Origin of the sequence: Halomonas korlensis (genome assembly GCF_900116705.1) — a bacterium.
In the GTDB taxonomy this organism is placed as follows: Bacteria; Pseudomonadota; Gammaproteobacteria; order Pseudomonadales; family Halomonadaceae; genus Halomonas; species Halomonas korlensis.
Window position 1 is genome coordinate 318,634 of the sequence record NZ_FPBP01000004.1, and the last position, 21,653, is coordinate 340,286.

The following is a 21,653-nucleotide window of genomic DNA, read 5'->3' on the forward strand; positions in this document are numbered from 1 at the left end:
TCCTGTCAGTCAATAAAAAATGTTGGGCTAGCCGGATCAGGCACCCGTCTTGCTCAGGTTAGCGGCACGATGCCCAGCTGGTCATCCTGCAGGCGTACCTGTACGGCGGTCCCCAACAGGCGAGGATCGACATCCTCGAGCCGCTTGTAGTTGCCGGCCACGGAAAGCAACTCGGCATTCAGTTCACGACAGAAGATAACGGCCAGGGGATCACCGTGAATCCCCGCCAAGGCTCGCCCACGCAGAGCGCCGTAGACATGGACACTACCGGCGGCCAGCACCTCGGCCCCGGCATTGACGGCGCCGATCACGATCAAGTCTCCCGACGGAGCCGTGACCTGTTGGCCGGAGCGCACCGTACCTCGGTAGATACGCCCACCACCCACCGCACCTGCCGTCGGCTCGGGTGCTGCCACCTCAACCTCTGCTGCCTCGGGCTCGACGGGCGCGACGGGCGCGACGCTTTCCAGCGGCCGGGCACGGGCCGCTTCCTGCGGAGGAAACCAGCCAAGCCCCAGCGCCCAGGCCGACTGCTTGACCGGGTCGGGCCCCCCGCGCACTGCCACCGGCAGGAGCTTGTGCGCGCGACACACCGCGCAGATACGCTCCAGCGCCAGATGCGGCTCGTCGAGTTTCTCGACATTAAGCACGACCGGGGTATGCTGAAAAAAGGCGGGCGATTGGCTAATCTTGCCGGCGAGCTGATCACGGATACGCTCGGGGTCGGCGCTGGTCAGCTCCATAACCGTCATCGGCAGCATGCCGCCCTTGAAGGTGAACGCCATGCCGCCCCTTTCCATGTTGAGACTCATTGCCGAACTCCACGTCGGATAATATTCGGGATATTAGCTCAAAGCTAAGCGAGTGAATCGCTCCCTGCAACCGATCATATTCTCTCGGGGGAGGGCTTGTCAGTGTCTCCAATCAGCCACACTCGCGTCGCAGTTGGCCTTTTCCCCAGGCGCGACGCGTGCTTAGATAGCCTATGGTACCCGAGGCTTGCCTCTTTGCCGATCATCGCACCCAATAGCATTGTCTAAAACAGTTATCGACAACAATAGTCTCGCACATCCCGTTGCGGGATCAGCCCATGTCAGGATGGCCAATGTCTGGACTTTTTCGCCGCCTCTTTGCCCCACGCTGGCAGCACCCCGATCCAGCGGTTCGTCGCCAGGCCGTCGAACGGCTCGACGTCGCTCATCCTGAACAGCATCAGGCGCTCGAGCACCTCGCCCGGGACGATGACGCCAGCGTGCGCACTACTGCCCTTGCCCGCCTCAACGACCCGGCGGCACTCTTGCAGCTGCTCGAAGACGGGGCGGTATCACATGAACTGACGCAGCGACTGGTGACACTCGTGTCCGGCCGTGAGGGTCCGCACGACCTGGACAGCCGTATCGCCATCGTGGAACGCCTCGACGAACAAATGCTGCTCGCCGAGATCGCCATGAAGGGCGACAACCAGCAGCTACGCCTGGCTGCCCTGGCAAGGATAGAGGGCGAAGACGCCCTGATCCATCAGGCCTGCGACAATGGCATCGCCGCCGTTCGCCATGCCGCCGCCGCCCGGGTAGAGAGCGAGGCCGGCCTGGCCCGGCTCGCCCAGTCCGCGCGCCGCGACCGTCAAGTGATGCGCCAGGCGCGCGAGCGGCTCAATCGCCTACGCGCCGACGCCGCCTCCCTGGCCGCCGCCAGGGCCAGACGCGATGCGCTGATCGAGACGCTGGAGCGACACGCCAAGGCCCCCTGGGAGCCGCTCTATGCGGGGCGCTTTCGCCATCTGATGCGCGAATGGGAGGCCTTGGGCGATGTGCCGGATGCCGAACTCGAAAGGCGCTACCAGGATGCCTGTCTGCGCTGTCGCAAGGTCATCGGCGATCATGAGGCCCAACAACGCTCGCGTGACGCCGACCATCTGAGGCGGGAAGGAGCCAATCAATCTCGTGAAGCGCTGATCGATGCGTTCGAGGAGAGCCTGGACGCGCTGCATCGCAGCGATTACATCACCGATCAGGACATCGCCAGCCTGCGCGCGCAGAAGCACCTTCTGGCCAACCGCTGGCAGCAACTCTCCGATCAGCATCTAGCCAACGAGGCGCTGGGCCAGCGCTATGATGCGGCCCGCCAGGCCTTCGATCGCATTGCCCAGGCCCGGATTCGTCTCGACGAACGCGCCGACGCCATTGAGCAGGCGCTGCAGGATGGCGATGACGACCGCCTCAAGGCCCTTATCGAGGCCTGCTGCTGGCCTAAGGATTTACCCCCCACGCCCTTGCTGGCAAATGCCTGCAAGCGACTCGCGGCCAGCACGAAGGACACAGCCGACGAACAAGCCAGCGCCCTGGCACGTTTCTCTGAAGACCTGTTACAACTCGAGCGCCTGCTCGAGAGTGGCTCGTTCAAGGGCGCCAGCCGCCTGCATCAGGGGCTACGCCATCAGGCCGAGGCTCTTCAACAAGTCCGCGGTCTGCCCAGGTCACGCCTTGCCGCCGAGTTGGCCACGCTCAAACGCCTGGGGGCCCGACTGGCCGAGTTGCGAGACTGGCGCGGTTTCGTCGCCGGACCCAAACGTGACCAGCTGTGCTTGGCTATTACCGAGCTTGCGGAAGATCCCACGCTTGGTGATGCCGAGCTTGACCGTCGGCATCGTCAACTCGTCAAGGAATGGAAGTCATTGGGCGACGCCGCCGCCAACCGTGAGCAGGCGGCTCGCTTCCGTGCCGCCTCGGAGAAGATCCATGAGCGTCTGGGCCCTTGGCGTGAACGTATCGAGAACGAACGACAAAAGCACCTCGCGGATCGAGAAGCCCTTTGCGAGAAACTCGAGACGCTGCTTGCCCAGCCCGCCGAAGAAGCCGATCCAGACGCCCTTCGCCAGATTCGCGATCGCGCCAGGGAACAATGGCGGCGTAGTGCCCCCGTCCCCCGCGAGCATGCCGAGGCCATCGGCCGGCGTTTCGCGCGCATTCGCCATGAGTTGCAGACGCTAATTGACCGCCGAGCGCGCGAGATCGCCGATGTGAAGCGCGGGCTGATCGAACAGACCCGCCAGCTGGCCGAGCACCCCATGCCAGCCGCACGCCGCGCCGAACAGGCCAAGGCGCTTCAACAGCGTTGGCGGGCGCTTGGCCGTGCACCCCGCGGAGAGGAGCAAGCCCTATGGCGCGAATTCCGCGGCATCTGCGATACGATTTTTGCTAATCGCGAGGCCGAACGGGGCGATCAGTTGCGCCGCGACCAGGAACGTCTCGACGCCATGCAGGCACTGATCGATCGCCTCGACAACTGGCAGCCCACCGAGAGCCGGGAAGCGACAGTTCTCGAACAGGCGATCCGGGAGGCCGCCGCGCTGGAGCCATTGCCTAGCGGACGTCGCACTGAAGGTATGCGCCGCCGTTGGTCGGGAATCGTCAGGGCCCGGCGCGAGCGGCTGGCCCGCCTGGGTGTGGTCGATGAAGTCAACCGCTGGCGCCTTGTTCAGCCATTGCTGGCGGCCCATCTGGAGGCAGACGCCGCCTGCCTGGCGGGAGACAGCGTTGCCGATATCCAACCGCCGGAAACGCTGGCGCTGGGCGATGACATGTTCAGCGCCCATGCGCGTCGCAACGCTGCGCGCCACGAGCTGATCGACCAGACGCAGGTCGAGGAACGCCTCGCTCGCTTGCGGGTGCACCTCTCATTACTCGCTGTCGGCCGCGTCAGTCAGCGCGACGATCCATTGCGTCTGGCAATTCAGGTCGAGCGTCTCAACGACAATCTTGGCCGCGAATCTTCACGCGCCGAAGAATTGCATGGCGTATTGCTGGAGCTCCTTGCTACCGGGCCGGTTCCCCCCTCGCTCTGGGCGCGAGAAGTCGGTGAGCTCGATCATATGTTGGAAAACCTGGCTCGCCTGCCGCCTCCCTGGCCCGGCGCTCCCCTGCCCAAAAGCTTGTGACAAGTACGCAGAGCCTCGATGATGTTTATCGTGGCCCCGCAATGTAGTGTGGCGCCTCGAGCGCTGCCGGGATCGCCGGCAGCGCTCGAGACTGTCAGGCGAACGATCAGCCCATGAACTGACCGCCGTTGATATCGACGTTGGCGCCAGTAATGAACCCCGACTGCTTGTCGGCCAGGAACGTGACCAGGCGAGCGATCTCTTCTGGCGTGCCATAACGCTTGACCGGAATGGTCTCGCGAATCGCTTCCCTTACTTTCTCGGGAATGTTGTTGATCATGTCGGTGGCGATATAGCCGGGCGATACCGTGTTCACGGTAATCCCCTTGGTGGCCGTCTCCTGCGCCAGCGACATGGTCAGGCCATGCATGCCCGCCTTGGCGGCGGCATAGTTGACCTGCCCAAACTGGCCTTTACGGCCATTGATAGAGGAGATGTTGATGATGCGGCCGTAGCCGTTCTCGAGCATGCCCTCGATCACGCTTCGGCAGGTGTTGAACACGCTGTTGAGGTTGGTGTCGATGACCTCGTGCCACTGTTCAGGGGTCATCTTCTTCATGGTGCCGTCGCGGGTGATGCCGGCACAGTTCACCAGCACGCTGACGGGGCCGTGAGCCTCGCTGATCTCCTTCACCCCAGCGACGCAGGCATCGTAATCGGTGAGGTCAATACCGGATAGCACGATATTGTCGTAGCCATCGGCTTTCTGGGCTTCCAGCCATTTCTTGGCTTTTTCGGGGTTGTGATACCCCGCGACCACCTGGTAGCCATCGGCAGCCAGCGAGCGGCAGATTGCGGATCCGATACCTCCGGTACCTCCGGTGACCCATGCGACGGGTGCTTGGTTGGTCATTGACTACCTCCCTGATTCGAATGACACATGTTCGCCCGAATGACATCGGGACAAACCAGTGTTGTTGTATAGATTGTCGAATTCGCGACAACCGTCTCCAGTATGGACCACGAAATGCGTTACGGACGAGCGTTTGAACTCTCCTCTTGACCCAAAACGCGGAGCCTGTACAATATGTCTCACGTTGATGCGGGGTGGAGCAGTCTGGTAGCTCGTCGGGCTCATAACCCGAAGGTCATCGGTTCAAATCCGGTCCCCGCTACCAATATTTTGAGAGGTAGATCAGTATTTTACTGGTCTGCCTCTTTTTCGTTGCCTGCTCGAAAATCCGGATGTGACACCGCTGTGATACTGCCCTTATCCGCCAACGTAGTTGTCACCTAAACGGATTAAGAGGTGATCAACGTGCGTTACCCCGCAGAGCGTAAGGAAGCCATCCTCAAGAAGATGGCACCGCCCATGAGCATGACCATCCCGGAACTGGCCGAGCAGGAAGGCATCACAGCGACAACCCTCTACCATTGGCGGAAACAGGCCAGATCGGCAGAGACCTGGCGGGATGCCTGCATGAACGCCAAGGCTGATGCAGTACAGCAAGGATAAGCAGCTTCGTCAGGCGCACAAGGAGGAACAGAAGCGGCTCCGCAAGCTAGAGTGAGAACTGCGCCGCAAGGACAAGGCATTGGCCGAAACGGCGGCACTGCTGACTCTGTCAAAAAACCGGTTAGGCTTGGCACCTGCGCTCGCCGAGGTGGGCCACGCGGTGAAGTGAACTAGCTAACGCCAAGGCGCGATAGGAACAAGAGAGCCAGGAAAAAGAAAGCCCAGCCTTCACAGGCTGGGCTTTTACCTTTTCTTCCGTGTTTGCTCATCACAGACATCCTGTCCGTGCATCCCTGTGAACATCGAGCGATCCGTGCTCGGTCTTCCCTGTATGAGCCCTCCGTGGCTCTATGTGTTCAACCTAGCAGCTTTCAAAAAATTCACAATTAATGCACATTAATTACTCGTGTAGGAAATTGCCGATATAAAGCATGAGACATTAGCCATACCAAAAACTCACGTCGGATTGATCAGCGCCGCATTTTCATCATTTCCGGGACGGTTCACCCGCGTGCTCACCGACCAGTGAGTGATCCGTTTCGCATCGAGGTGACGCACCATCTGACGGATCGTCTCGCGGTCGGCCAGGTGCGGGTCGAGCCATGGCTCAAGGCTATCGGCATCCAGGACCAACGGCATCCAGGACCAACGGCATGCGCGAGTGGAACTCCCTTTGGACTGCCGCCAATGCCTGAGCGGCCGGGCGCAAGTTCCGACCTGTGTCATCAGGTCCAGCCTCCTTGCAGGTTGCCTGTGTCAGGGTAGCAAGGCCTGACCTCAAGAAGTCATTGGACTGTTGCCTTACCAACACACCCCAGCGAAGGCGCAGAGCGTCCCTCACACTCTGGTCCTTGCGAGGTTGCACTGCAGCAGAACGGGGATCTCCCGCTCCACCGCATTCAGGACCCCGGAGGTTCTCACCATGACCAACGCATTTGACAGCAAGCAGATCACCGATCAACTCGAATCCATGTTCTTCGCGCCGGCTCGCGCCTACGCTGAGCTGTCCGTGGACTACACCGAGACGCTGGCAAGGATTACTTCGACACCAGCCTGGCGCAGCTGCGCAACCTCATGAACGTCAAGGATGCCGCGAGCAAGACCAAGCAGGCGACTGACACCACCGATACCAGCGCCAAGGCTGCCAAGCCTGCCTGGTTCAGGCGCCGGCCAGGCCGGTGCACTGGCAGGGTAAACCCAAGGGCCGCCGATCGATGATCGTCGGCCCTTGTTGTGGGGAAACAGTTTGTTGGTGAACGCAAACGGGTAGTGAAAATAAATGACTCGATTACGCGCGTGGTTCAGCCAGCTTCAAAAGCCGGTAGGGTATCGTCGGCATTCTCGCGCTCCGAACAGCAGGCCCCGTAAAACGATGGGCTGGATGACACCTGCTGAAGAGCTCGATGAACGTCTATCTTTGGCACTATAAGCCAAGGCACTATAAACCAATGTTGCGACGTCCCCTTGACCCTTAGCAACGTGGAGCCTTCACAGTGGCCGAACAGAATAGCGTAATCGCCTTCTATGACGAACGAATGCTGGCCCATGAACCGGATATCGAGGTGCCCTTCCTGCCGGGGCGCATGGACAAGCGAATCCGCTCACTTCTGTCGGGGCTGGGGGTGCCCTGGACGTATCCCGAACACCCCGCCCGGCTCACCGCCATCCGGCACCTGCTGGAACTCGAACCGGTCCCCGGCGTGACCTTCGAGACCGGCAGGCCGGCAACTCGCGAGCAGCTAGGGCGCGTCCACACCAGCTCCTACCTGGACAGCATTTACCAGCTGCGCGGAGAGAGCGCCTGGCTGGACGAGGATACCACGGCCGTATCACCCGGCAGCGTCGATGCCGCCGAAGTGGCCGCCGGCACGGCGATCGCCGCCGTCGAGGCAGTGGTAGAGGGGCGAGCCGAGAGTAGCTTCGCGCTGGTAAGACCCCCCGGCCACCACGCCGAACCGGTGCGCGCCCGCGGCTTCTGCCTGTTCAACAACGTGGCGGTGGCTGCCGCCCATGCCCAGGCGGCGCTGGGCTGCCAGCGGGTCATGATCGTCGATTGGGATGCCCACCACGGGAACGGCACCCAGGACATCTTCTGGGCGGATCCGGATGTGCTGTTCTTCGATATCCACCGTGCCGCTCCCTTCTATCCCGGCACCGGGAGCCTCGCGGAGGTCGGGGTGGGGCTCGGGGATGGCGCCATCGTCAATGTTCCCCTACCTGCCGACGCCGACGACGCCGCCTATCTCAAGGCTTTCCGCGAGATCCTGGTACCGGCGGCCCAGTCGTTCCGCCCCGATCTTATCCTGGTCTCGACAGGATTCGACCCCCATACCCATGACCTGGCGCTAAATGTCTCCTATGACGGCTTTGCCGCCATGACTGGTATCCTCCAGCGCCTGGCACGCCAGCAGTGCGGGGGAAGGCTGGTCTTCGTGCTGGAAGGCGGCTACAACCTGATATCGCTGTCGCACGGCGTCAGGTCGGTGCTCCAGGTGCTGGCCGGCGACGAGCCACCGGAACCCGGCCTGCGCGGCCTTGCCGAGGTGGAGGCCGCGCAGGCCTTCCATCGCGGTGCCTTCGTTACCGAACCGGAAGCGTCGGCTGTTCCCCCCGACGCCGGACAGGAGGGGCGATAAGGTCCGATGCCGAGGCATGGCGTCCAGGCTGGCTGCTCGGGCGGTGGGTGATGTTCCCATAGGGAGGAGAATGTGATGGGCGTAACGCTGAAGAACATCACCCGCGAGAACTTCGAGGCCGTCATTGCGCTGGAGGTAGCGACATCACAGCGTGACTATGTCGCTGACAATCTGTACTCCATTGCCGAATCGAGCTTCCATCCGACCTATCAGTCTCGCGCCATCTATTGCGACGGGGAGGCGGTCGGCTTTCTCATGTACGAATCCTTCCACCACCATGACCGGCCGCCTGCCTACAACATCTTCCGTCTCATGGTCGATCGACGCCATCAGGGGAGAGGCATCGGGCACAGGGCCATGCAGTGCGTGCTGGACGAGATTAGAGCACAGGGCCCCTTTGAGAGGATCGCGATCTGCTATGTGCCCACCAACCAGGTCGCCCGGGACTTCTACGCCGGTCTCGGCTTCCAGGAGACGGCGCTAAGCGAGGAAACCGGCGAGGTCATCGCCGAGATCCGGGGGTGACGAGGGACGCATCCTGCACACCCGGTCTCCGAGGTCCTCCTCGAGCATTGGGCGCGAGACCGGGGTCTTGGCAGCATCGCGCGCGGCGGTGGCCTGCCGCTTTGTTCTTGAGGGGCCATCCCCAAAGCCACAGCTCCCCATCACCAGCGGCGCCTGGTCATCGGCGCGGCGCACCGCCGAGATGGGAAAGTACTATGACAGCACAAACCAGCGTGGCCTACTCGCAATGAGGGTGTCGGCACTAAATCTACCCACCTTATTCCCTGGCAGATATCAGGTCTCGGGTCATCAACCACGCGGGCCCCGACATGAATATGTAGTTATTCGTAATTAACCGCGCAAGGTATTGCCATCTCGCATTTTTTGGTCGAGAGCGAGCTCTGATTTGCTAGCGAATTCGACGTCACCGGGAATCCCGGCCCGCCGACCGATAATGCGTTTGCTGAGGTTAACGAGGATAGCTAGGCTGTTTCTGTCATGTTCGATTCATTGATGACGCCATTTCCTATTCGCTCCAACGTTTTCGACAGGAGGTTGAAGTCATGTCCAGTCCTGAGCACAAGCAGAAGATATGGCAGATGATCAAGGGCATAAAAGTCGGCATGCTGGTTACGCTGGACGACGATATACCTCGTGCCCGGCCGATGCATCTGGTTCAGGATGAGTATGACGGTACCCTATGGTTCTTCACTCGCCGCAGTGCCGAGAAGGTCGTTGAAGCCGCCAGCGATCACGACGTCTGCCTCAGCTTTTCCGATCAGGAAAAAGGCGTGTACGTGTCGCTCTCGGGAAAGGCCAACCTCACCGATGACCGCGAGTTGATCGAGAAATACTGGAACCCCTTCATCGCGGCCTGGTTCCCGGGTGGCAAGGATGACCCAGATGTCGCGTTGCTGGAAATCAAGGTGCAGATGGGTGAACACTGGAAGGCCAAGGAGAGCAAGGCGTTCCAGCTCTATGAGTTTGCCAAGGCCAACGTCAAGAAGGACGCCACCCCAGATCTGGGCGAAAATGAAAAGTTCGGTGGCTGACCTCGTGCTGACACGTCCTCCTACCGTCTGGGTGCTGGCAGGCCTGTTGATGCTCATGGCTTCAAATGGGTCATGGGCCGCTGAGGAAACGCCGGGCGGCGACCCCAACAGCCAAGGCGAGTGCGAACTCACCGATCGTAAGCGCGAGATGCTGTCGCGGATCAACGAGGCGCGCAGCCAGGCCCGGCAATGCGGCAACCAACATTTTGCGGCGGTGGAACCGCTGACCTGGAACTGCACGCTCGAAGCGGCTGCCGAGGCGCATTCCAAGGACATGGCCGAGAACGACTACTTTAGCCATACCGGCCCGGATGGCGTGGGGATACAGCAGCGCGTCAGCAACAGAGGCTACGTGTGGCGAGCGGTGGGCGAGAATATCGCTGCTGGCCAGGCGTCAGCCGCCGCTGTGGTCGAGGGCTGGCTGGAGAGCCCGGGGCATTGCGGCAATATCATGAATGACGCCTTCACCGAGATGGGCATGGCCAAGGCCGAAACCGACGATTCGGGATCAACGTATCCCTCCTATTGGACACAGGTACTGGCCCAGCCACGCTAAGTTGCCCGAGGCACTCAAGGCCCACGGCCAGGAGGGCGAGAACCTGAAGAGCGATGATGCAGGACACAGCCTATGTTCGGCTTAGTCCTGCATTTCCAGCCCCGAAATTATCGGCGCCACGCCCAGCCGGCCGATACCCGGCAATTTCAGCGCCGGGCGTTGCACATCGATGCCCAGCGACAGGCCCAGGAGATTGACTTCCAGGCCCTCGCCACAACCCAGCGTCAGGCCCAACACCCCGCCCAGCGACGCCGTTAAACCACGCCCACCGGGCGCCTGCGCCAGGACGCCACCGAAGAGATAATCCTTACCCACGGCGGTCACCGGCAGCACGGCCTCGAAGCCGTCTACTTCGCGCAACACCCATGCCGTGAAGCTGTTGCTGTTGGGCCCCGGCCAGGCACGATACTGCGAAGGCGCGGGATAGGCCGCGATCGCCACCTCAATCTCATCGATCAATGCCGCGGCTGCATCGCCGCGATAGTCGGCGAGCAGGACCGGGGCATTGCCATACCAGGTCCGATCCGGCGTTGCTGTGGTCTGGGAGACCATGGCGGGTCGGCGCCAGCTCAGCACATGATGCAGGCGGTAGACCTCGGCATCGGCACGCCGAGTGGCAATCCAAGTATGTACGCCGAACGCACCCCGCCAGCCCCAGGTGCGCGCCGCATAGACCTGAACCACCGCCCTGGCACCCTCCTCGATGCCGGGAGCCAGGCCTGCCGGCTTTCGGTCTGCCGATGCCCAGTGACCGCTGCCTTCCACGCGCTCGGTAGCGAGCATCCACAATGGCCCCGCCAGCAGCAGCGCGACCAACACCCCCAGACTCGCCAGCAGACGCAGGATTTGTCCCATCGAGGCCATGCCTCCCCTTGAAGTTGCGGACAATCACCCGCATCTGTGCAATGAATTCACTCTGACTCAAGGCCACAGACCATGTCCATCGTCGACCCCCGTACCGGCGAGCCGCTGACCGCCGACACCACCCCCGGCGATAACTCCAGCGCTAGCCCCGCTTCGAGCCAAGGCCTGGGCCAAGGCGAAGGTCCAGAAAACGCCGATCTGATCCTCGACGTCGACCGCAGCAATATCCAGCAATTGCTCGAGACCTCCATGCAGGTCCCGGTCCTACTCGACTGCTATCGCCCCGGCGATGACAGCTGCCAACGCCTGACGCCCATGCTCGAGAAGTTGACGCGCGAGTATGGCGGCACCTTCCTGCTGGCCAAGCTCGACATCGACGCCGACCCGGAGATTGCCGCCCAGTTGGGCGTGCGTTCGGTCCCGGACGTCAAGCTGGTCAGTCAGGGTGGGCTGGTCGATCATTTTCAGGGTGCCCTGCCTGAACAGCAGGTTCGCGAGTGGCTGGGCCGCTATTTCCCGGCCCCAGAAGATATTCCGGCCAGCCCCGAGGAACAGGCCGCCGAGGCCTTGGCCGCCGGCGATGTCGCTACAGCCCGTACCCTCTACGAGCAGCTGGTGCAGGAAAATCCCCAGCATACGCCTTACCAGGTCGAACTGGCGCGCGCCCTTGTCGCCGACGGCAAGGCCGAGGATGCCTTGGTAATTCTCGATAACCTGCCACCGGAAGAACGCGACGCTGCCCCGGCCCGTGGCGTGCGTGCCCGCATCCAGTTCGGGGAACAGGCCCCCACGGCGGAAGAGCTCGCGGCCCTTGAAGGGCGTGACGACAGCGAAGCCCACTACCTGCGCGCCCTGCGCCAGGTCGCCGACGGTGACTACGAGGCCGGTCTGGAGGCGCTGCTGGCGCTGATGAAGCGCGATCGCCAGTATGGCGAGGACGCCGCTCGCCGCACCCTGCTGCAAGTCTTCGACGCTCTGGGCGCCGATCACCCGCTAACGGTCACCTACCGTCGTCGCCTCTTCGCCCTCCTTTACTGAGGGGCGTTACAAAGCGGTTTTGCTGAGCAGCATTCGCTGCACGGGCTGACGACAGGCTCAGCCCTTCAAGGCACCATCGAGACGGTCCAACGCCGCCTCGAGCTGGGTTGCCGTAGTGCCGAAGTTGAGGCGAGCGAAACCGGGACAGCCGAAATCCGCGCCGTCGGAGAGCGCCACGCCGGTACGCTCAAGCAACGCTTTGGCCGGCGAGCGCGCCCCTTCGAGCCCAACGGCCTCACGTAGGTCCAGCCAGGCCAGATAGGTCGATTCGGGGGCGTTCATGGCCGCGCCCGGCCAATGCGCCACCCGCGACACCAGCCGTTGGCGATGGCCTCGCAGTACCTCGAGCAAGGCCCGGCGCCACGGGTCCCCTTGGGCATAGGCGGCCTCCGCGGCGACCAACCCCAGCACATTGGCGTCCGGCTGCAAACCCTTGGCCATGCGGGCAAAGCGGCGTCGCAGGCCGTCGTCGGGAATCACTGCGCAGGCTGTGGTCAACCCCGCCAGGTTGAAGGTCTTTGACGGCGCCCACAGGGTTAGGGTGCGCGCCGCTAGTTCGGGGAAAGCCGACGCCAGCGGTGTGTGGTGGGCGCCCTCGTCGAGCAGCAGGTCGCAATGCAGCTCATCCGAGATCACCAGCAGGTTATGGTGCTGGACCAGCGAGGCGAGGCCAGCAAGCTCCTCTCGCGACCAGACTCTGCCGGTGGGATTGTGCGGCTGGCACCACAGCAACAGGCGGGTCTCGGGCGTGATCGCCGCCTCCAAAGCCTCGAGATCCAGCCGCCATGGGTCGCCGGGGCGATCAGGCGCACGCATCGCCGCTTGTTGGGCAAGCCGCCCGGTCCGCTCGGCGACGCGCAGGAACGGCGGGTAGATGGGCGTCACGGTAAGCACGCCGTCGCCCGGCTCGGTCAACGCCAGACTCGCCAGATGCAGCGCCGGCACCACCCCTGGCAGCCAGAGCTGCCACTCGGGCTCGATGGTCCAATCGTAGTGTTCGACGCTCCAGTCGCAAAGCGTCTCGCGAAGCGAGTCGGGCACCCCGCCGTAACCGAAGACCCCGTGGTCGACCCTCGCCCTGAGGGCCTCGATCACTTCGGGGGGCGAGACAAAATCCATGTCAGCGACCCACAGCGGCAGCACGTCATCGCCGTGACGATGCCATTTTTGTGAGGGCCAGCGCCCGCCGGAGGGGTGGCGGCGCTCCACAGGCGTGGCAAAATCGTAGTCCATGCAAGCTCCCCGACTCAGGAAAGTTATCCGATGAACGAGACCATGCCGCATGGCGGCTTCTATGCCAAGGTGCGCCGCGGCCTGCCGGGGTTGATCGGCCAATGGCGACGACTCGGCCAGGGCGACGAGGATCGCCTGGCGCTGCTGCTCGCCGAGACCGCTCGGGTGGCAAAGCTCGGCGAGCCCGAGGCCACCCCGGATGGCGAGACGCTGGTCGACTGGAGTGCCCCGGACGCCAGTGACATCATTCCGCTCTGGGCCGCCCGCACGGCTACCTTTCTACTCGTCCAGATGCCCGCCCGCCCGGTGCCGCATAACGACGACGAGGCCTGCGCCTGGGCCTACTGCTGGCTGCGCAATCGCGCGTTCGACGATTGTGCCGCCGCCGAACGTGCCCTGCCCGACCACCTGCGCGAGCCGCTGGCCGCGGCCCTCAAGGCCGCCTGGACGGATCGCCAAGGCCTGCGTCTGGTATAACATCGTGATACGCGTCGGTCGGCACAACCCTTTTGCTGCCGGCATCTACTACAAGGAACCCGCACTGATGTTTGTCCGCACTATCGAGCCCGCCTTTTATGACACCGACGCGCTGGGCCACGTCAACAATACAAGGTTGCCCGCCTGGTTCGAGCTGGCGCGCAATGATCTCTTCCGGCTGTTTACGCCCGACCTCGACCCGCGCAAGTGGCGCCTGATCATGGCGCGAATGGAGGTCGATTACCGCGCCGAGCTGCAATATGGCCAGGAAATCGAGATCCGCACCTATCTCTCGCGCCTGGGCAACAGCTCCTTCACCGTCACCCAGGAAGCGCGGCAGGACGGTCAACTGACCAACCTCGGCCATACGGTGTTGGTGCATTTCGATCACGAGGCCAAGCGCGCCGTCCCGATCGAAGGCGATTTGCGCGACGCGCTTACGGCCCACCTGCAGCTCGCGCCAGAGGAGGCATGACGCCTGCGGTCAAGGCGCTCGAGGCGGCCGGCATCCCTTTCTCGCTGGCAACCTACGATCACGACCCGCACACCCCGGCCTACGGCGAGGAAGCCGCGCGCCTGCTGGGGTTGTCGCTCGATGAAGTTTTCAAGACTCTGGTGGCCAGGCTCGATGATGACCGCCTGGTGGTCGCCGTCGTCCCCGTCTCCGCCCAGCTCGACCTCAAGGCCCTGGCGCGGGCCGCCGGCGCGCGCAAGGCCGCGATGGCCGAGCCGAATGAGGCCGAGCGCGCTACCGGCTATGTACTGGGCGGCATCAGCCCGCTGGGCCAGAAGAAGCGCTTGGCCAGCTTCCTCGATGCCAGCGCTGAGGCGCTGGCCGCCATCCACGTCAGCGGCGGACGCCGTGGCCTGGAAATACGTCTAGCGCCACACGACCTCATGCGCCTCACCGAGGCGCAGTTGGCCGAGTTGGCGCGCCGCTGAGCCGAACGTAGATGACCGCTGTCTGAGCGTCATCTCCCGGCATCGCCGGGCCACTCACCACAGGAGCCGGTCATGGCCATTCGCTACGATCTCTGGCTGGACCCCGACAACATCGCTCGTCATCGCGCCGTGGAAGCCGACCTGATGCGCTACTTCATGGAGCGCTTCGCCGACTATCCTCACATCCGCTTGTTTGGCGCCGATCCTTACGATTATGATGCGCCGTTCAATCGCCTCTATGACGTCCTGATGGCACGGGCGGGCGAGTATTGCGAGCGCGAATGGCGCTATGTCCCCAGCCCCGAGCAGCTCAATCGCGCGTTCTTTCTGGCTGTCAGCCAATCCAACAAGTTTGTACGAGACTCCGACGATGGTGATCCGCACCGATCAGACCCCTGACGAACGCCAACTGGCCATCATCGCCGCGCAGCTAGGCCGCTCGCCGCGCGGCATCGACGCTGTCTCGGCCACCGACAGCCAAGGCACGCCGCTGGTGTTGCGCATGGCCCCCATCGTCGATGGCAAGCCCTTCCCGACGCTCTACTGGCTGAGCTCGGAGCGCCTGAAGGTTGAAATCTCGCATATCGAGGCCGCCGGCATGATCAAGCAGCTCGAGACCCGCCTGCAGGAGGACGTCGATTTCCTCAGCGCCTATCACGCCAGCCACCGCGACTATGTCGAGGCGCGCTGGCGGCAGATGAGCGCGGCACAGCAGGCCGACGTGCGACGGCTGGGTTACGAGACCGTGCTCAGGGAGCGTGGCATCGGCGGTATCGGCAACTGGGATCAGGTACGTTGCCTCCACACGCAATATGCCCACCACCTCTGTGGCAACAATGTCATCGGTCAATGGCTGGATGCCGAATATGGCATCGCCGACTGCGTGTCGTGAAAGCCCCGCTGCCCTGCCTTGGCTGCTAGGATAGGACACCTTGCCAAGGAGGAGAGCATGTCGAGATTCTGCGTCTATCTGGGCTCACGCGACGGTCGTGATTCGTACTTCGCCGAGGCCGCTCGGCGGCTGGGCACCGAACTCGCCCGTCGCGGCCATGGCCTGGTCTACGGGGGGGCTCGCGTCGGCCTGATGGGCACGCTGGCCGATGCCGTCATGGCGGGAGGTGGCGAGGCGATCGGCGTCATGCCCGATCATCTCGTCGAACGCGAACAGGCGCACAGAGCGCTCACCGAGTTGATCCGGGTGCGCAACATGCACGAACGCAAGGCGCGCATGGCGGCGCATGCCGATGCGTTCATCATGTTGCCGGGGGGAATCGGCACCCTCGAGGAGTTTTTCGAGACCTGGACCTGGCATTACCTGGGCCTGCACGACAAGCCCATCGGCGTGCTCGATACCGAGGGTTTCTATGCCCCATTGCTGGCCTTTCTCGACAATACCGTGGAGCACGGTTTTCTCAACGGCCGTACGCGCGCCGAGTTGATCGATGCCTGCGAGCCAGCGTCATTGCTGGACGCGCTCGAGGCCCGACTATCGGCTCGTGACTAAGACGAAGCATGGCGGAAGTGAATCAATTGGCGCGGGTCAGCTCACGGGTACGCTGAAAGGTAAGCTGTAACAGTCGGGCATCGTCGCCGGCTCGATGGCGATGGATGCCGCGCTCGAGGATCATCGCCTCCTTGATGGTGCTCCACAGTGCTTGCTGGTCTTCGCTCAGGAGCTTGCGCAGCGCCTCGAGCCGAAACGATGGCAGCATGCCGGCATGATGAAACAGCAGCGATAGCCAGGTGTTGTCATAGCCCCAGCTATCGCTGTAGGCAATGCCGATCTCACCGAGTTCGTCGTTTAGCCAGCGGGCGACCTGGCGCACCGGAAAGCCTTCCCTGACCAGCCGATCGCGGCTGATGCCGTGCAGCAACTCGGCCTTGGGATCCCAGTGGGTCCATTCCTCGAGCGGCTGCACGAGAAAGGCGCAAATACTGCCATCGGGCCTTGCCAGGCCGACTTCGATGGGGTAGCTGCCACGCCCAAACCCGGACGCCTCGATATCGAGCAGTGTCGGTAGCGTCACGGAAAGGCGAATCCTCGGGATGGATGGCGGGTCGATGGCGAACCCGCCTCAGCGTGTCGGCCGGCTGCCCCGGCCGCTAGTGTCGCGTTTCCACCTGACCGCTGTCCAGCGGATCGGTCAGGCCGGCATGGGTGTCGGACAGGTGCTGCCAATGCTCGCCACGCATGGCATCGGTTGGCAACCCGAGTTCGCCTTGTCGGTACGCTACTGCCAGACGCGCGGCGGCCAGAGGATGGCCGGCTTCCCCGGCACGGGCGTACCAGGTAACCGCATGGTCATCACGCTGCGGATAAAGCGCACAGCCGTGTTCGTAGATCTGTCCGGCCTGGTACTGGGCGCGGGGGTTTCCAGCGTGTGCCGCTTCGAGCACGTAGCGAGCGCCGCGCGCCTTGTCCTGGGCGCTGACGCCACGATGAAAGAGCATATGCCCGTAGATCGACAGCGCCGCCGGATGGCCAGCATCGGCGCAGCGCTGGAACAGGTGCATGGTCAATCTCTGGGTGCGCGGCGAACGAGGAAGCCAGCGGGTATGAAATAGCTGTTCCGCCAGACGGTACTCGAGCCGGGTGAACAGTGAGGATGCCTCGGACATGGCAAGCAACCCTGATCCTGTATTACCGGATATGACGGCACACACCACCCTGTGAGTGCTTTATCCGCATGCGATAGAACTGCCCTGTCGGCCTCCGCCGGGGCAACGGGTCGCAAGCATACGCCCGCCCAGACACCGACTCAACCCCCGTATTTGCCGCCCTGGTCGTCCTGCCGCTACCATGCCGACTTCCACTCCAGCGAGCCTTCAAGAGGAAGTGACGAATGCAGATGCGACCGCTTGGCAATACCGGCATCGAGGTCAGCCGCCTGTGCCTCGGCACCATGACCTACGGCGAGCAGAACAGCGAAGCTCAGGCCCATGAACAGCTCGACCGTGCCGTCGCCTTCGGCATCAACTTCATTGACACCGCCGAGATGTATCCCGTCCCACCCAAGGGCGAGACCCAGGGTCGAACGGAAGCCTATATCGGCAGCTGGCTGACGCGTCGCGGCCGCCGCGATGATCTCATCATCGCTACCAAGGCGGCAGGCCCGGGGCTCGACCATATTCGTGGCGGCCCTCGCCTAACCCGTGAGCATCTTCATCAGGCCATCGACGCCAGCCTCGCTCGCCTACAGACCGATCATGTCGATCTCTACCAGCTTCATTGGCCGGATCGCCGCACCAACTTCTTCGGCAAGCTCGGCTACGTTCACGACGATCAGGAAGACACCACCGCGCTCGAGGAAACGCTGTCGGCACTCAAGGAACTGGTCGACGCGGGCAAGGTGCGTGCCATCGGGCTTTCCAATGACACGCCCTGGGGCGTGATGCGCGCCTTGCATCTTGCTGAAACCCTGGGGCTGCCGAGGGTGGCATCGGTTCAGAACCCTTATAACTTGCTCAACCGCAGCTTCGAGGTCGGCCTGGCTGAAATCGCCCATCGCGAGAACGTCGGGCTGCTGGCTTACTCGCCGCTGGCCTTCGGCATGCTCTCCGGCAAGTACCTGGAGGGCGCCCGCCCCCCCGGCGCCCGGTTGACTCTCTTCGAGCGCTTCCAGCGCTACACCAACCCGCTAGCCGAACAGGCGACCCGCGACTACGTGACGATCGCGCGTGAGCACGGGCTCGACCCGGCGCAAATGGCGCTGGCCTACGTCAATTCGCGCAGTTTTCTGACCAGTAACATTATCGGCGCCACCTCCATGGCGCAGTTGGAAGATAACCTTGCCAGTGAGTCGCTCACGCTCAACCAGCCGGTGCTGGAGGCCATCGAAGCCGTTCACCAGCGTATTCCCAATCCCGCTCCCTGACAGCGTAAGCGGCCACGGGCTATCAAGCCGATAGCCCGTGGCGGGTGAGCATCTTGGTATAATCGATCCCCTATTTCTCTTACAGGAGCGCCGCATGCTGAGCGTGATCTCGCCCGCCAAGAAGCTCGACTTCGAGACGCCGGCCACCCTGGCCCTGCACACCCAACCCGACCATCTCGACCGAAGCCGCGAACTGATCGAGATCCTGCGTGGCTATTCTCCGCAGCGACTCAGCGAACTGATGGGCATCAGCGACAAGCTGGCCGGCCTCAATGCGGCGCGCTATGCCGAGTGGCATACTCCTTTCACCCCCGACAACGCCAAGCCTGCCGCCCAGGCCTTCCGGGGCGATGTCTATGTCGGACTCGAAGCCGAGACCTTCAGTGACACCGAGAACGCCTTCGCTCAGGAGCATCTGCGTATTCTTTCCGGGCTCTATGGCTTGCTGCGGCCGCTGGATCTGATCCAGCCCTACCGCCTGGAGATGGGTACCCGTCTTGAAACTCCCGCCGGTCGTGACCTCTACGCCTTCTGGCGGGAGACCCTCACCGCCGAGCTCGACAAGGCGATCGCGGCAAGCGGTAGCCGCGTGCTCGTCAATCTTGCCTCCCACGAGTATTTCAAGGCGATCGATGCTCAGGCGCTCGAGGCCAGAGTCATCACGCCGGTCTTCAAGGACGAGAAGAACGGCAAGCTCAAGATCATCAGCTTCTATGCCAAGAAAGCCCGAGGCCTGATGGCGGCCTGGACGATCCGGCAAGGCGTGAATGACTCCGAAGCCCTGAAGGATTTCGATGTGGCCGGCTACCGCTTTAATGCAGCGTTATCGGACGCTGGCACCTTGGTCTTCACTCGGGCGGAAGCCGCCAAATGACAGCTTGCCAAGGCGCAAGGCTCAGAAGATCAGCGTTCGGCCGGCACGTGGCCTGAGAAAGCGACGATGGGCCTGCTTGAAACGCGCATTGTCGCAACGATGCAGCCACTCATATGCCACCATGTCGGCGCTCACCGGGACTGCCCCGGCCTGCACCATACGCTCCTTGGCCAGGACGGCTTCAGCGGCACGCCGACTGGCCGTGGCCTCGACCAGCCAGTAGACTTCGTAACCCGCTTCCAGCAGGCCTAGCCCCGTCTGCATGACACAGATATGCGCTTCTGTACCACACAGTACGATCTGACGTTTCCCGCTCTCGGCCAAGGCGCTGGCGAAGGCCGGCTCGGCGTGAGCATCGAAGTGTACTTTTTGCCATAACCGGCATCCGGGCAGAGCCTCTAGCAGATGCGGCTCGCTCCCTCCCAGGCCTTCAGGGTACTGCTCGGTGATCCATACGGGCACCTCGAGCTCGCCGGCCAGGCCGCCCAGCCAGGCGGCTTCAGTTGTGGCCTGCTCGCCATGCTCAATCACTCGCATCAGGCCCGCTTGCATGTCGACTATCAGCAGCAGGCTCCGTTCTAGCATCAGGCGCATCACAGCCCCTTGTATTTATCTCGTGGACAACCGGCATTGTCGCTAGAATAGTGGCCTTAGAGCGTTACTCATACAATAGCTTCTCCAGGGGAGATCACGCGATGCGTCACCTTTTTGTCATGCTGATCGTTGGTTTGCTGGGCTTTGGCCTGGCCGTTGACGACGCCGAGGCACGCCGCTTTGGGGGCGGCAAGAGCTTCGGGACTCAGTCGCGCTCGGCCGAACAGCCTGCCAACCAGGCAGCGGTCAACCGCAATGCCCAGACACGTCCCGCGGGCACCTCACGGATGGGCGGTATGCTCGGTGGCATGCTGGCAGGCGGGCTTATCGCGGCCCTCTTCTTCGGCGGCGCCTTCGATGAACTGCGTCTGATGGATATCCTGCTGGTCGCCGGTATCGCTTTTCTGCTTTTCCGGCTGCTGGCCCGCCGCTCTGCGGTCGCGGCAGGGTCGGCGTCGACCGGTCAACCGAAAACCTTTCAGGCTGACACCTCCGGGATAACGTCAGGCGCCGCCTTTGCGACCGAACCCGACTGGTTCGATCGTGAACGCTTCCTGAGCGGCGCCAAGGAGCATTTCATGACCCTGCAGCGAGCCTGGGACAACCATGATCTCAGTGGTATTCAGGAATACGTCACCCCTGAACTCTACAACCTGCTGCGCGAGGAAAGGGCCAGCCAGCCCGCCAATAATCGCACCGAGATAGTCCGCCTCTTCGCCGAGCTAGGTGACGTACGCGAGGTCGCTCAGCAAGCCGAGGCGACGGTCATCTTTCATGGCATCCTCAATGAGAACGACGAGGAAAACGAGTTCAATGAAACCTGGCATCTGATTCGCGAGCTACGCGACGGCGCGCCTTGGTATGTTCAAGGCATCGAACAGAACTCGCCTAGCGCCTAGTCCTATTCGGGCTGATTCTGCAGGGAATGCAGCATCCAGAGACAGCGAGGCCCGGAGCAGTCTGCCCGGGCCTCGCTGGTTTTGGGGCCACGCCTAAGATGATACGCGATCAGTCCTCGGCGGCCTCCTCCATCTCCTCACCCATTTCGTCCATTTCCTCGCCGGTATCTTCCATGGACTCGTCGATGTTTTCACCGGCCTCTTCGGCAGGGCCCTCGTCTTCGCAAGCCACCAAGCCAACGCCCAGCATACCGATCAACAAGGCCAGACCCAGCTTGCGCATCATTTCGTTCTTCATCGTTATCTCCTCCTGAGATTGAGGTGTCCATTAGGGGCATACAGAAGAACATTAGCTCCTGACTAGCCTCCTTTCCACTCGGACCTGCATGTCATATCGGCCCATTTCCTTCCATGCACACGCAGACCCCCGCGCCTTGTGGGCGCGGGGGTCGGGATAGGGTGCCTGACGATGACCTACTCTCGCATGGGGAGACCCCACACTACCATCGGCGCTGAGCGGTTTCACTGCTGAGTTCGGCAAGGGATCAGGTGGTTCCCGCACGCTGTGGTCGTCAGGCGAAAAGCGGTGAATCATGCTGGCGTGATACGCCGGGCGTTCCGGCGCGCGGGTCGCAGACCCCTTGGGTGTTATATGGTCAAGCCTCACGGGCCATTAGTACACGTTAGCTCAACGCCTTGCGGCGCGTCCACACCGT

The 21,653-nt window shown here is 62.7% G+C and carries 26 protein-coding genes, 1 tRNA gene and 1 rRNA gene; 18 read left to right on the plus strand and 10 right to left on the minus strand.

What is annotated here, in order from left to right:
* Nucleotides 1–53 precede the first annotated feature (53 nt).
* Entirely contained in the window at nucleotides 54–812 is a 759-nt protein-coding gene (gene minC, locus BM341_RS08125; protein ID WP_089794724.1) for a septum site-determining protein MinC, read from the minus strand.
* Nucleotides 813–1,105: 293 nt separating this feature from the next.
* Between minC and BM341_RS08130 the strand changes: the two genes are divergently transcribed.
* Entirely contained in the window at nucleotides 1,106–3,937 is a 2,832-nt protein-coding gene (locus tag BM341_RS08130) for a DUF349 domain-containing protein (protein ID WP_089794726.1), read from the plus strand.
* A gap of 106 nt (nucleotides 3,938–4,043) precedes the next feature.
* Here the strand turns inward: BM341_RS08130 and phbB are convergent, their stop codons facing one another.
* Nucleotides 4,044–4,790: an acetoacetyl-CoA reductase gene (gene phbB / locus BM341_RS08135; protein ID WP_089794728.1), complete on the minus strand. Its 747-nt coding sequence runs from the start codon at nucleotides 4,788–4,790 to the stop codon at nucleotides 4,044–4,046.
* 188 nt (nucleotides 4,791–4,978) lie between these two features.
* Here phbB and BM341_RS08140 point away from each other — a divergent pair.
* Both BM341_RS08140 and BM341_RS19785 read left to right on the plus strand, forming a co-directional pair.
* A tRNA-Met gene (locus BM341_RS08140) sits at nucleotides 4,979–5,055 on the plus strand.
* Nucleotides 5,056–5,195: 140 nt separating this feature from the next.
* Nucleotides 5,196–5,393: a transposase gene (locus BM341_RS19785; protein ID WP_139232987.1), complete on the plus strand. Its 198-nt coding sequence runs from the start codon at nucleotides 5,196–5,198 to the stop codon at nucleotides 5,391–5,393.
* 456 nt (nucleotides 5,394–5,849) lie between these two features.
* Here the strand turns inward: BM341_RS19785 and BM341_RS08150 are convergent, their stop codons facing one another.
* Entirely contained in the window at nucleotides 5,850–6,032 is a 183-nt protein-coding gene (locus BM341_RS08150) for an SOS response-associated peptidase family protein (RefSeq protein ID WP_175507827.1), read from the minus strand.
* Between the two features lie 283 nt (nucleotides 6,033–6,315).
* Here BM341_RS08150 and BM341_RS19235 point away from each other — a divergent pair, with 283 nt between their 5' ends.
* The 5 genes from BM341_RS19235 (at nucleotide 6,316) to BM341_RS08170 (ending at nucleotide 10,141) form a co-directional block, all read left to right on the plus strand.
* Complete coding sequence (locus tag BM341_RS19235; protein ID WP_175507828.1) at nucleotides 6,316–6,471, plus strand: hypothetical protein; 156 nt, start codon at nucleotides 6,316–6,318, stop codon at nucleotides 6,469–6,471.
* Between the two features lie 415 nt (nucleotides 6,472–6,886).
* Nucleotides 6,887–8,029, plus strand: a complete 1,143-nt coding sequence (locus tag BM341_RS08155) for a histone deacetylase family protein (RefSeq protein WP_245784214.1) — start codon at nucleotides 6,887–6,889, stop codon at nucleotides 8,027–8,029.
* A 75-nt stretch (nucleotides 8,030–8,104) separates the two neighbouring features.
* Entirely contained in the window at nucleotides 8,105–8,554 is a 450-nt protein-coding gene (locus BM341_RS08160) for a GNAT family N-acetyltransferase (RefSeq protein ID WP_089794732.1), read from the plus strand.
* A gap of 542 nt (nucleotides 8,555–9,096) precedes the next feature.
* On the plus strand, nucleotides 9,097–9,585 hold the full coding sequence (locus tag BM341_RS08165) for a pyridoxamine 5'-phosphate oxidase family protein (protein WP_089794734.1): 489 nt from the start codon (nucleotides 9,097–9,099) through the stop codon (nucleotides 9,583–9,585).
* Complete coding sequence (locus tag BM341_RS08170; protein WP_245784215.1) at nucleotides 9,578–10,141, plus strand: CAP domain-containing protein; 564 nt, start codon at nucleotides 9,578–9,580, stop codon at nucleotides 10,139–10,141. The genes BM341_RS08165 and BM341_RS08170 overlap by 8 nt, the downstream gene beginning before the upstream one ends.
* An 81-nt stretch (nucleotides 10,142–10,222) precedes the next feature.
* Here BM341_RS08170 and BM341_RS08175 read toward each other — a convergent pair whose 3' ends face one another.
* Nucleotides 10,223–10,996, minus strand: coding sequence for a DUF3750 domain-containing protein (locus BM341_RS08175; protein WP_089794813.1), 774 nt, complete (start codon nucleotides 10,994–10,996; stop codon nucleotides 10,223–10,225).
* 81 nt (nucleotides 10,997–11,077) lie between these two features.
* Here BM341_RS08175 and BM341_RS08180 point away from each other — a divergent pair, with 81 nt between their 5' ends.
* A complete protein-coding gene (locus tag BM341_RS08180) occupies nucleotides 11,078–12,043 on the plus strand; it encodes a tetratricopeptide repeat protein (RefSeq protein ID WP_089794738.1) in 966 nt (321 codons plus the stop codon).
* 57 nt (nucleotides 12,044–12,100) lie between these two features.
* Here BM341_RS08180 and BM341_RS08185 read toward each other — a convergent pair whose 3' ends face one another.
* The gene (locus tag BM341_RS08185; RefSeq protein ID WP_089794740.1) at nucleotides 12,101–13,276 is read right to left on the minus strand and encodes a MalY/PatB family protein; all 1,176 of its coding nucleotides are present in this window, start codon (nucleotides 13,274–13,276) and stop codon (nucleotides 12,101–12,103) included.
* Nucleotides 13,277–13,318: 42 nt separating this feature from the next.
* Between BM341_RS08185 and BM341_RS08190 the strand changes: the two genes are divergently transcribed.
* The 6 genes from BM341_RS08190 (at nucleotide 13,319) to BM341_RS08215 (ending at nucleotide 16,199) form a co-directional block, all read left to right on the plus strand.
* Nucleotides 13,319–13,753 (plus strand): hypothetical protein, encoded by a 435-nt coding sequence (locus BM341_RS08190; RefSeq protein WP_089794815.1) that lies wholly within the window; start codon nucleotides 13,319–13,321, stop codon nucleotides 13,751–13,753.
* Between the two features lie 67 nt (nucleotides 13,754–13,820).
* On the plus strand, nucleotides 13,821–14,228 hold the full coding sequence (locus BM341_RS08195; RefSeq protein WP_089794742.1) for an acyl-CoA thioesterase: 408 nt from the start codon (nucleotides 13,821–13,823) through the stop codon (nucleotides 14,226–14,228).
* A complete protein-coding gene (gene ybaK / locus BM341_RS08200; RefSeq protein WP_089794744.1) occupies nucleotides 14,225–14,695 on the plus strand; it encodes a Cys-tRNA(Pro) deacylase in 471 nt (156 codons plus the stop codon). Before BM341_RS08195 ends, ybaK begins: the two co-directional genes overlap by 4 nt.
* Nucleotides 14,696–14,767: 72 nt before the next feature.
* Nucleotides 14,768–15,094 carry a hypothetical protein gene (locus BM341_RS08205; RefSeq protein ID WP_089794817.1) on the plus strand — a complete coding sequence of 109 codons (327 nt, stop codon included), beginning with the start codon at nucleotides 14,768–14,770 and terminating at the stop codon, nucleotides 15,092–15,094.
* Nucleotides 15,066–15,587 (plus strand): DUF501 domain-containing protein, encoded by a 522-nt coding sequence (locus BM341_RS08210; RefSeq protein ID WP_089794746.1) that lies wholly within the window; start codon nucleotides 15,066–15,068, stop codon nucleotides 15,585–15,587. Before BM341_RS08205 ends, BM341_RS08210 begins: the two co-directional genes overlap by 29 nt.
* A 57-nt stretch (nucleotides 15,588–15,644) precedes the next feature.
* A complete protein-coding gene (locus BM341_RS08215; RefSeq protein ID WP_089794747.1) occupies nucleotides 15,645–16,199 on the plus strand; it encodes an LOG family protein in 555 nt (184 codons plus the stop codon).
* Nucleotides 16,200–16,221: 22 nt separating this feature from the next.
* Here BM341_RS08215 and BM341_RS08220 read toward each other — a convergent pair whose 3' ends face one another.
* Together BM341_RS08220 and BM341_RS08225 are read right to left on the minus strand one after the other, a co-directional pair.
* Nucleotides 16,222–16,722: a hypothetical protein gene (locus BM341_RS08220; RefSeq protein ID WP_089794749.1), complete on the minus strand. Its 501-nt coding sequence runs from the start codon at nucleotides 16,720–16,722 to the stop codon at nucleotides 16,222–16,224.
* A gap of 76 nt (nucleotides 16,723–16,798) precedes the next feature.
* Complete coding sequence (locus BM341_RS08225; RefSeq protein ID WP_089794750.1) at nucleotides 16,799–17,314, minus strand: tetratricopeptide repeat protein; 516 nt, start codon at nucleotides 17,312–17,314, stop codon at nucleotides 16,799–16,801.
* Nucleotides 17,315–17,538: 224 nt separating this feature from the next.
* On the opposite strand from BM341_RS08225, the gene BM341_RS08230 reads away from it, so the two are divergent.
* Both BM341_RS08230 and yaaA read left to right on the plus strand, forming a co-directional pair.
* Nucleotides 17,539–18,570 carry an NADP(H)-dependent aldo-keto reductase gene (locus BM341_RS08230; RefSeq protein WP_089794752.1) on the plus strand — a complete coding sequence of 344 codons (1,032 nt, stop codon included), beginning with the start codon at nucleotides 17,539–17,541 and terminating at the stop codon, nucleotides 18,568–18,570.
* A 94-nt stretch (nucleotides 18,571–18,664) separates the two neighbouring features.
* Nucleotides 18,665–19,444, plus strand: coding sequence for a peroxide stress protein YaaA (yaaA, locus tag BM341_RS08235; RefSeq protein ID WP_089794754.1), 780 nt, complete (start codon nucleotides 18,665–18,667; stop codon nucleotides 19,442–19,444).
* Nucleotides 19,445–19,465: 21 nt separating this feature from the next.
* Here yaaA and BM341_RS08240 read toward each other — a convergent pair whose 3' ends face one another.
* Entirely contained in the window at nucleotides 19,466–20,038 is a 573-nt protein-coding gene (locus BM341_RS08240) for an isochorismatase family protein (protein ID WP_089794756.1), read from the minus strand.
* A 101-nt stretch (nucleotides 20,039–20,139) separates the two neighbouring features.
* Between BM341_RS08240 and BM341_RS08245 the strand changes: the two genes are divergently transcribed.
* On the plus strand, nucleotides 20,140–20,937 hold the full coding sequence (locus BM341_RS08245; RefSeq protein WP_089794757.1) for a Tim44 domain-containing protein: 798 nt from the start codon (nucleotides 20,140–20,142) through the stop codon (nucleotides 20,935–20,937).
* A gap of 109 nt (nucleotides 20,938–21,046) precedes the next feature.
* Here BM341_RS08245 and BM341_RS08250 read toward each other — a convergent pair whose 3' ends face one another.
* Both BM341_RS08250 and rrf read right to left on the minus strand, forming a co-directional pair.
* Entirely contained in the window at nucleotides 21,047–21,235 is a 189-nt protein-coding gene (locus BM341_RS08250) for a hypothetical protein (RefSeq protein ID WP_089794759.1), read from the minus strand.
* Nucleotides 21,236–21,398: 163 nt separating this feature from the next.
* Nucleotides 21,399–21,514: ribosomal RNA gene (rrf, locus tag BM341_RS08255) — 5S ribosomal RNA — on the minus strand.
* Nucleotides 21,515–21,653 lie beyond the last annotated feature (139 nt).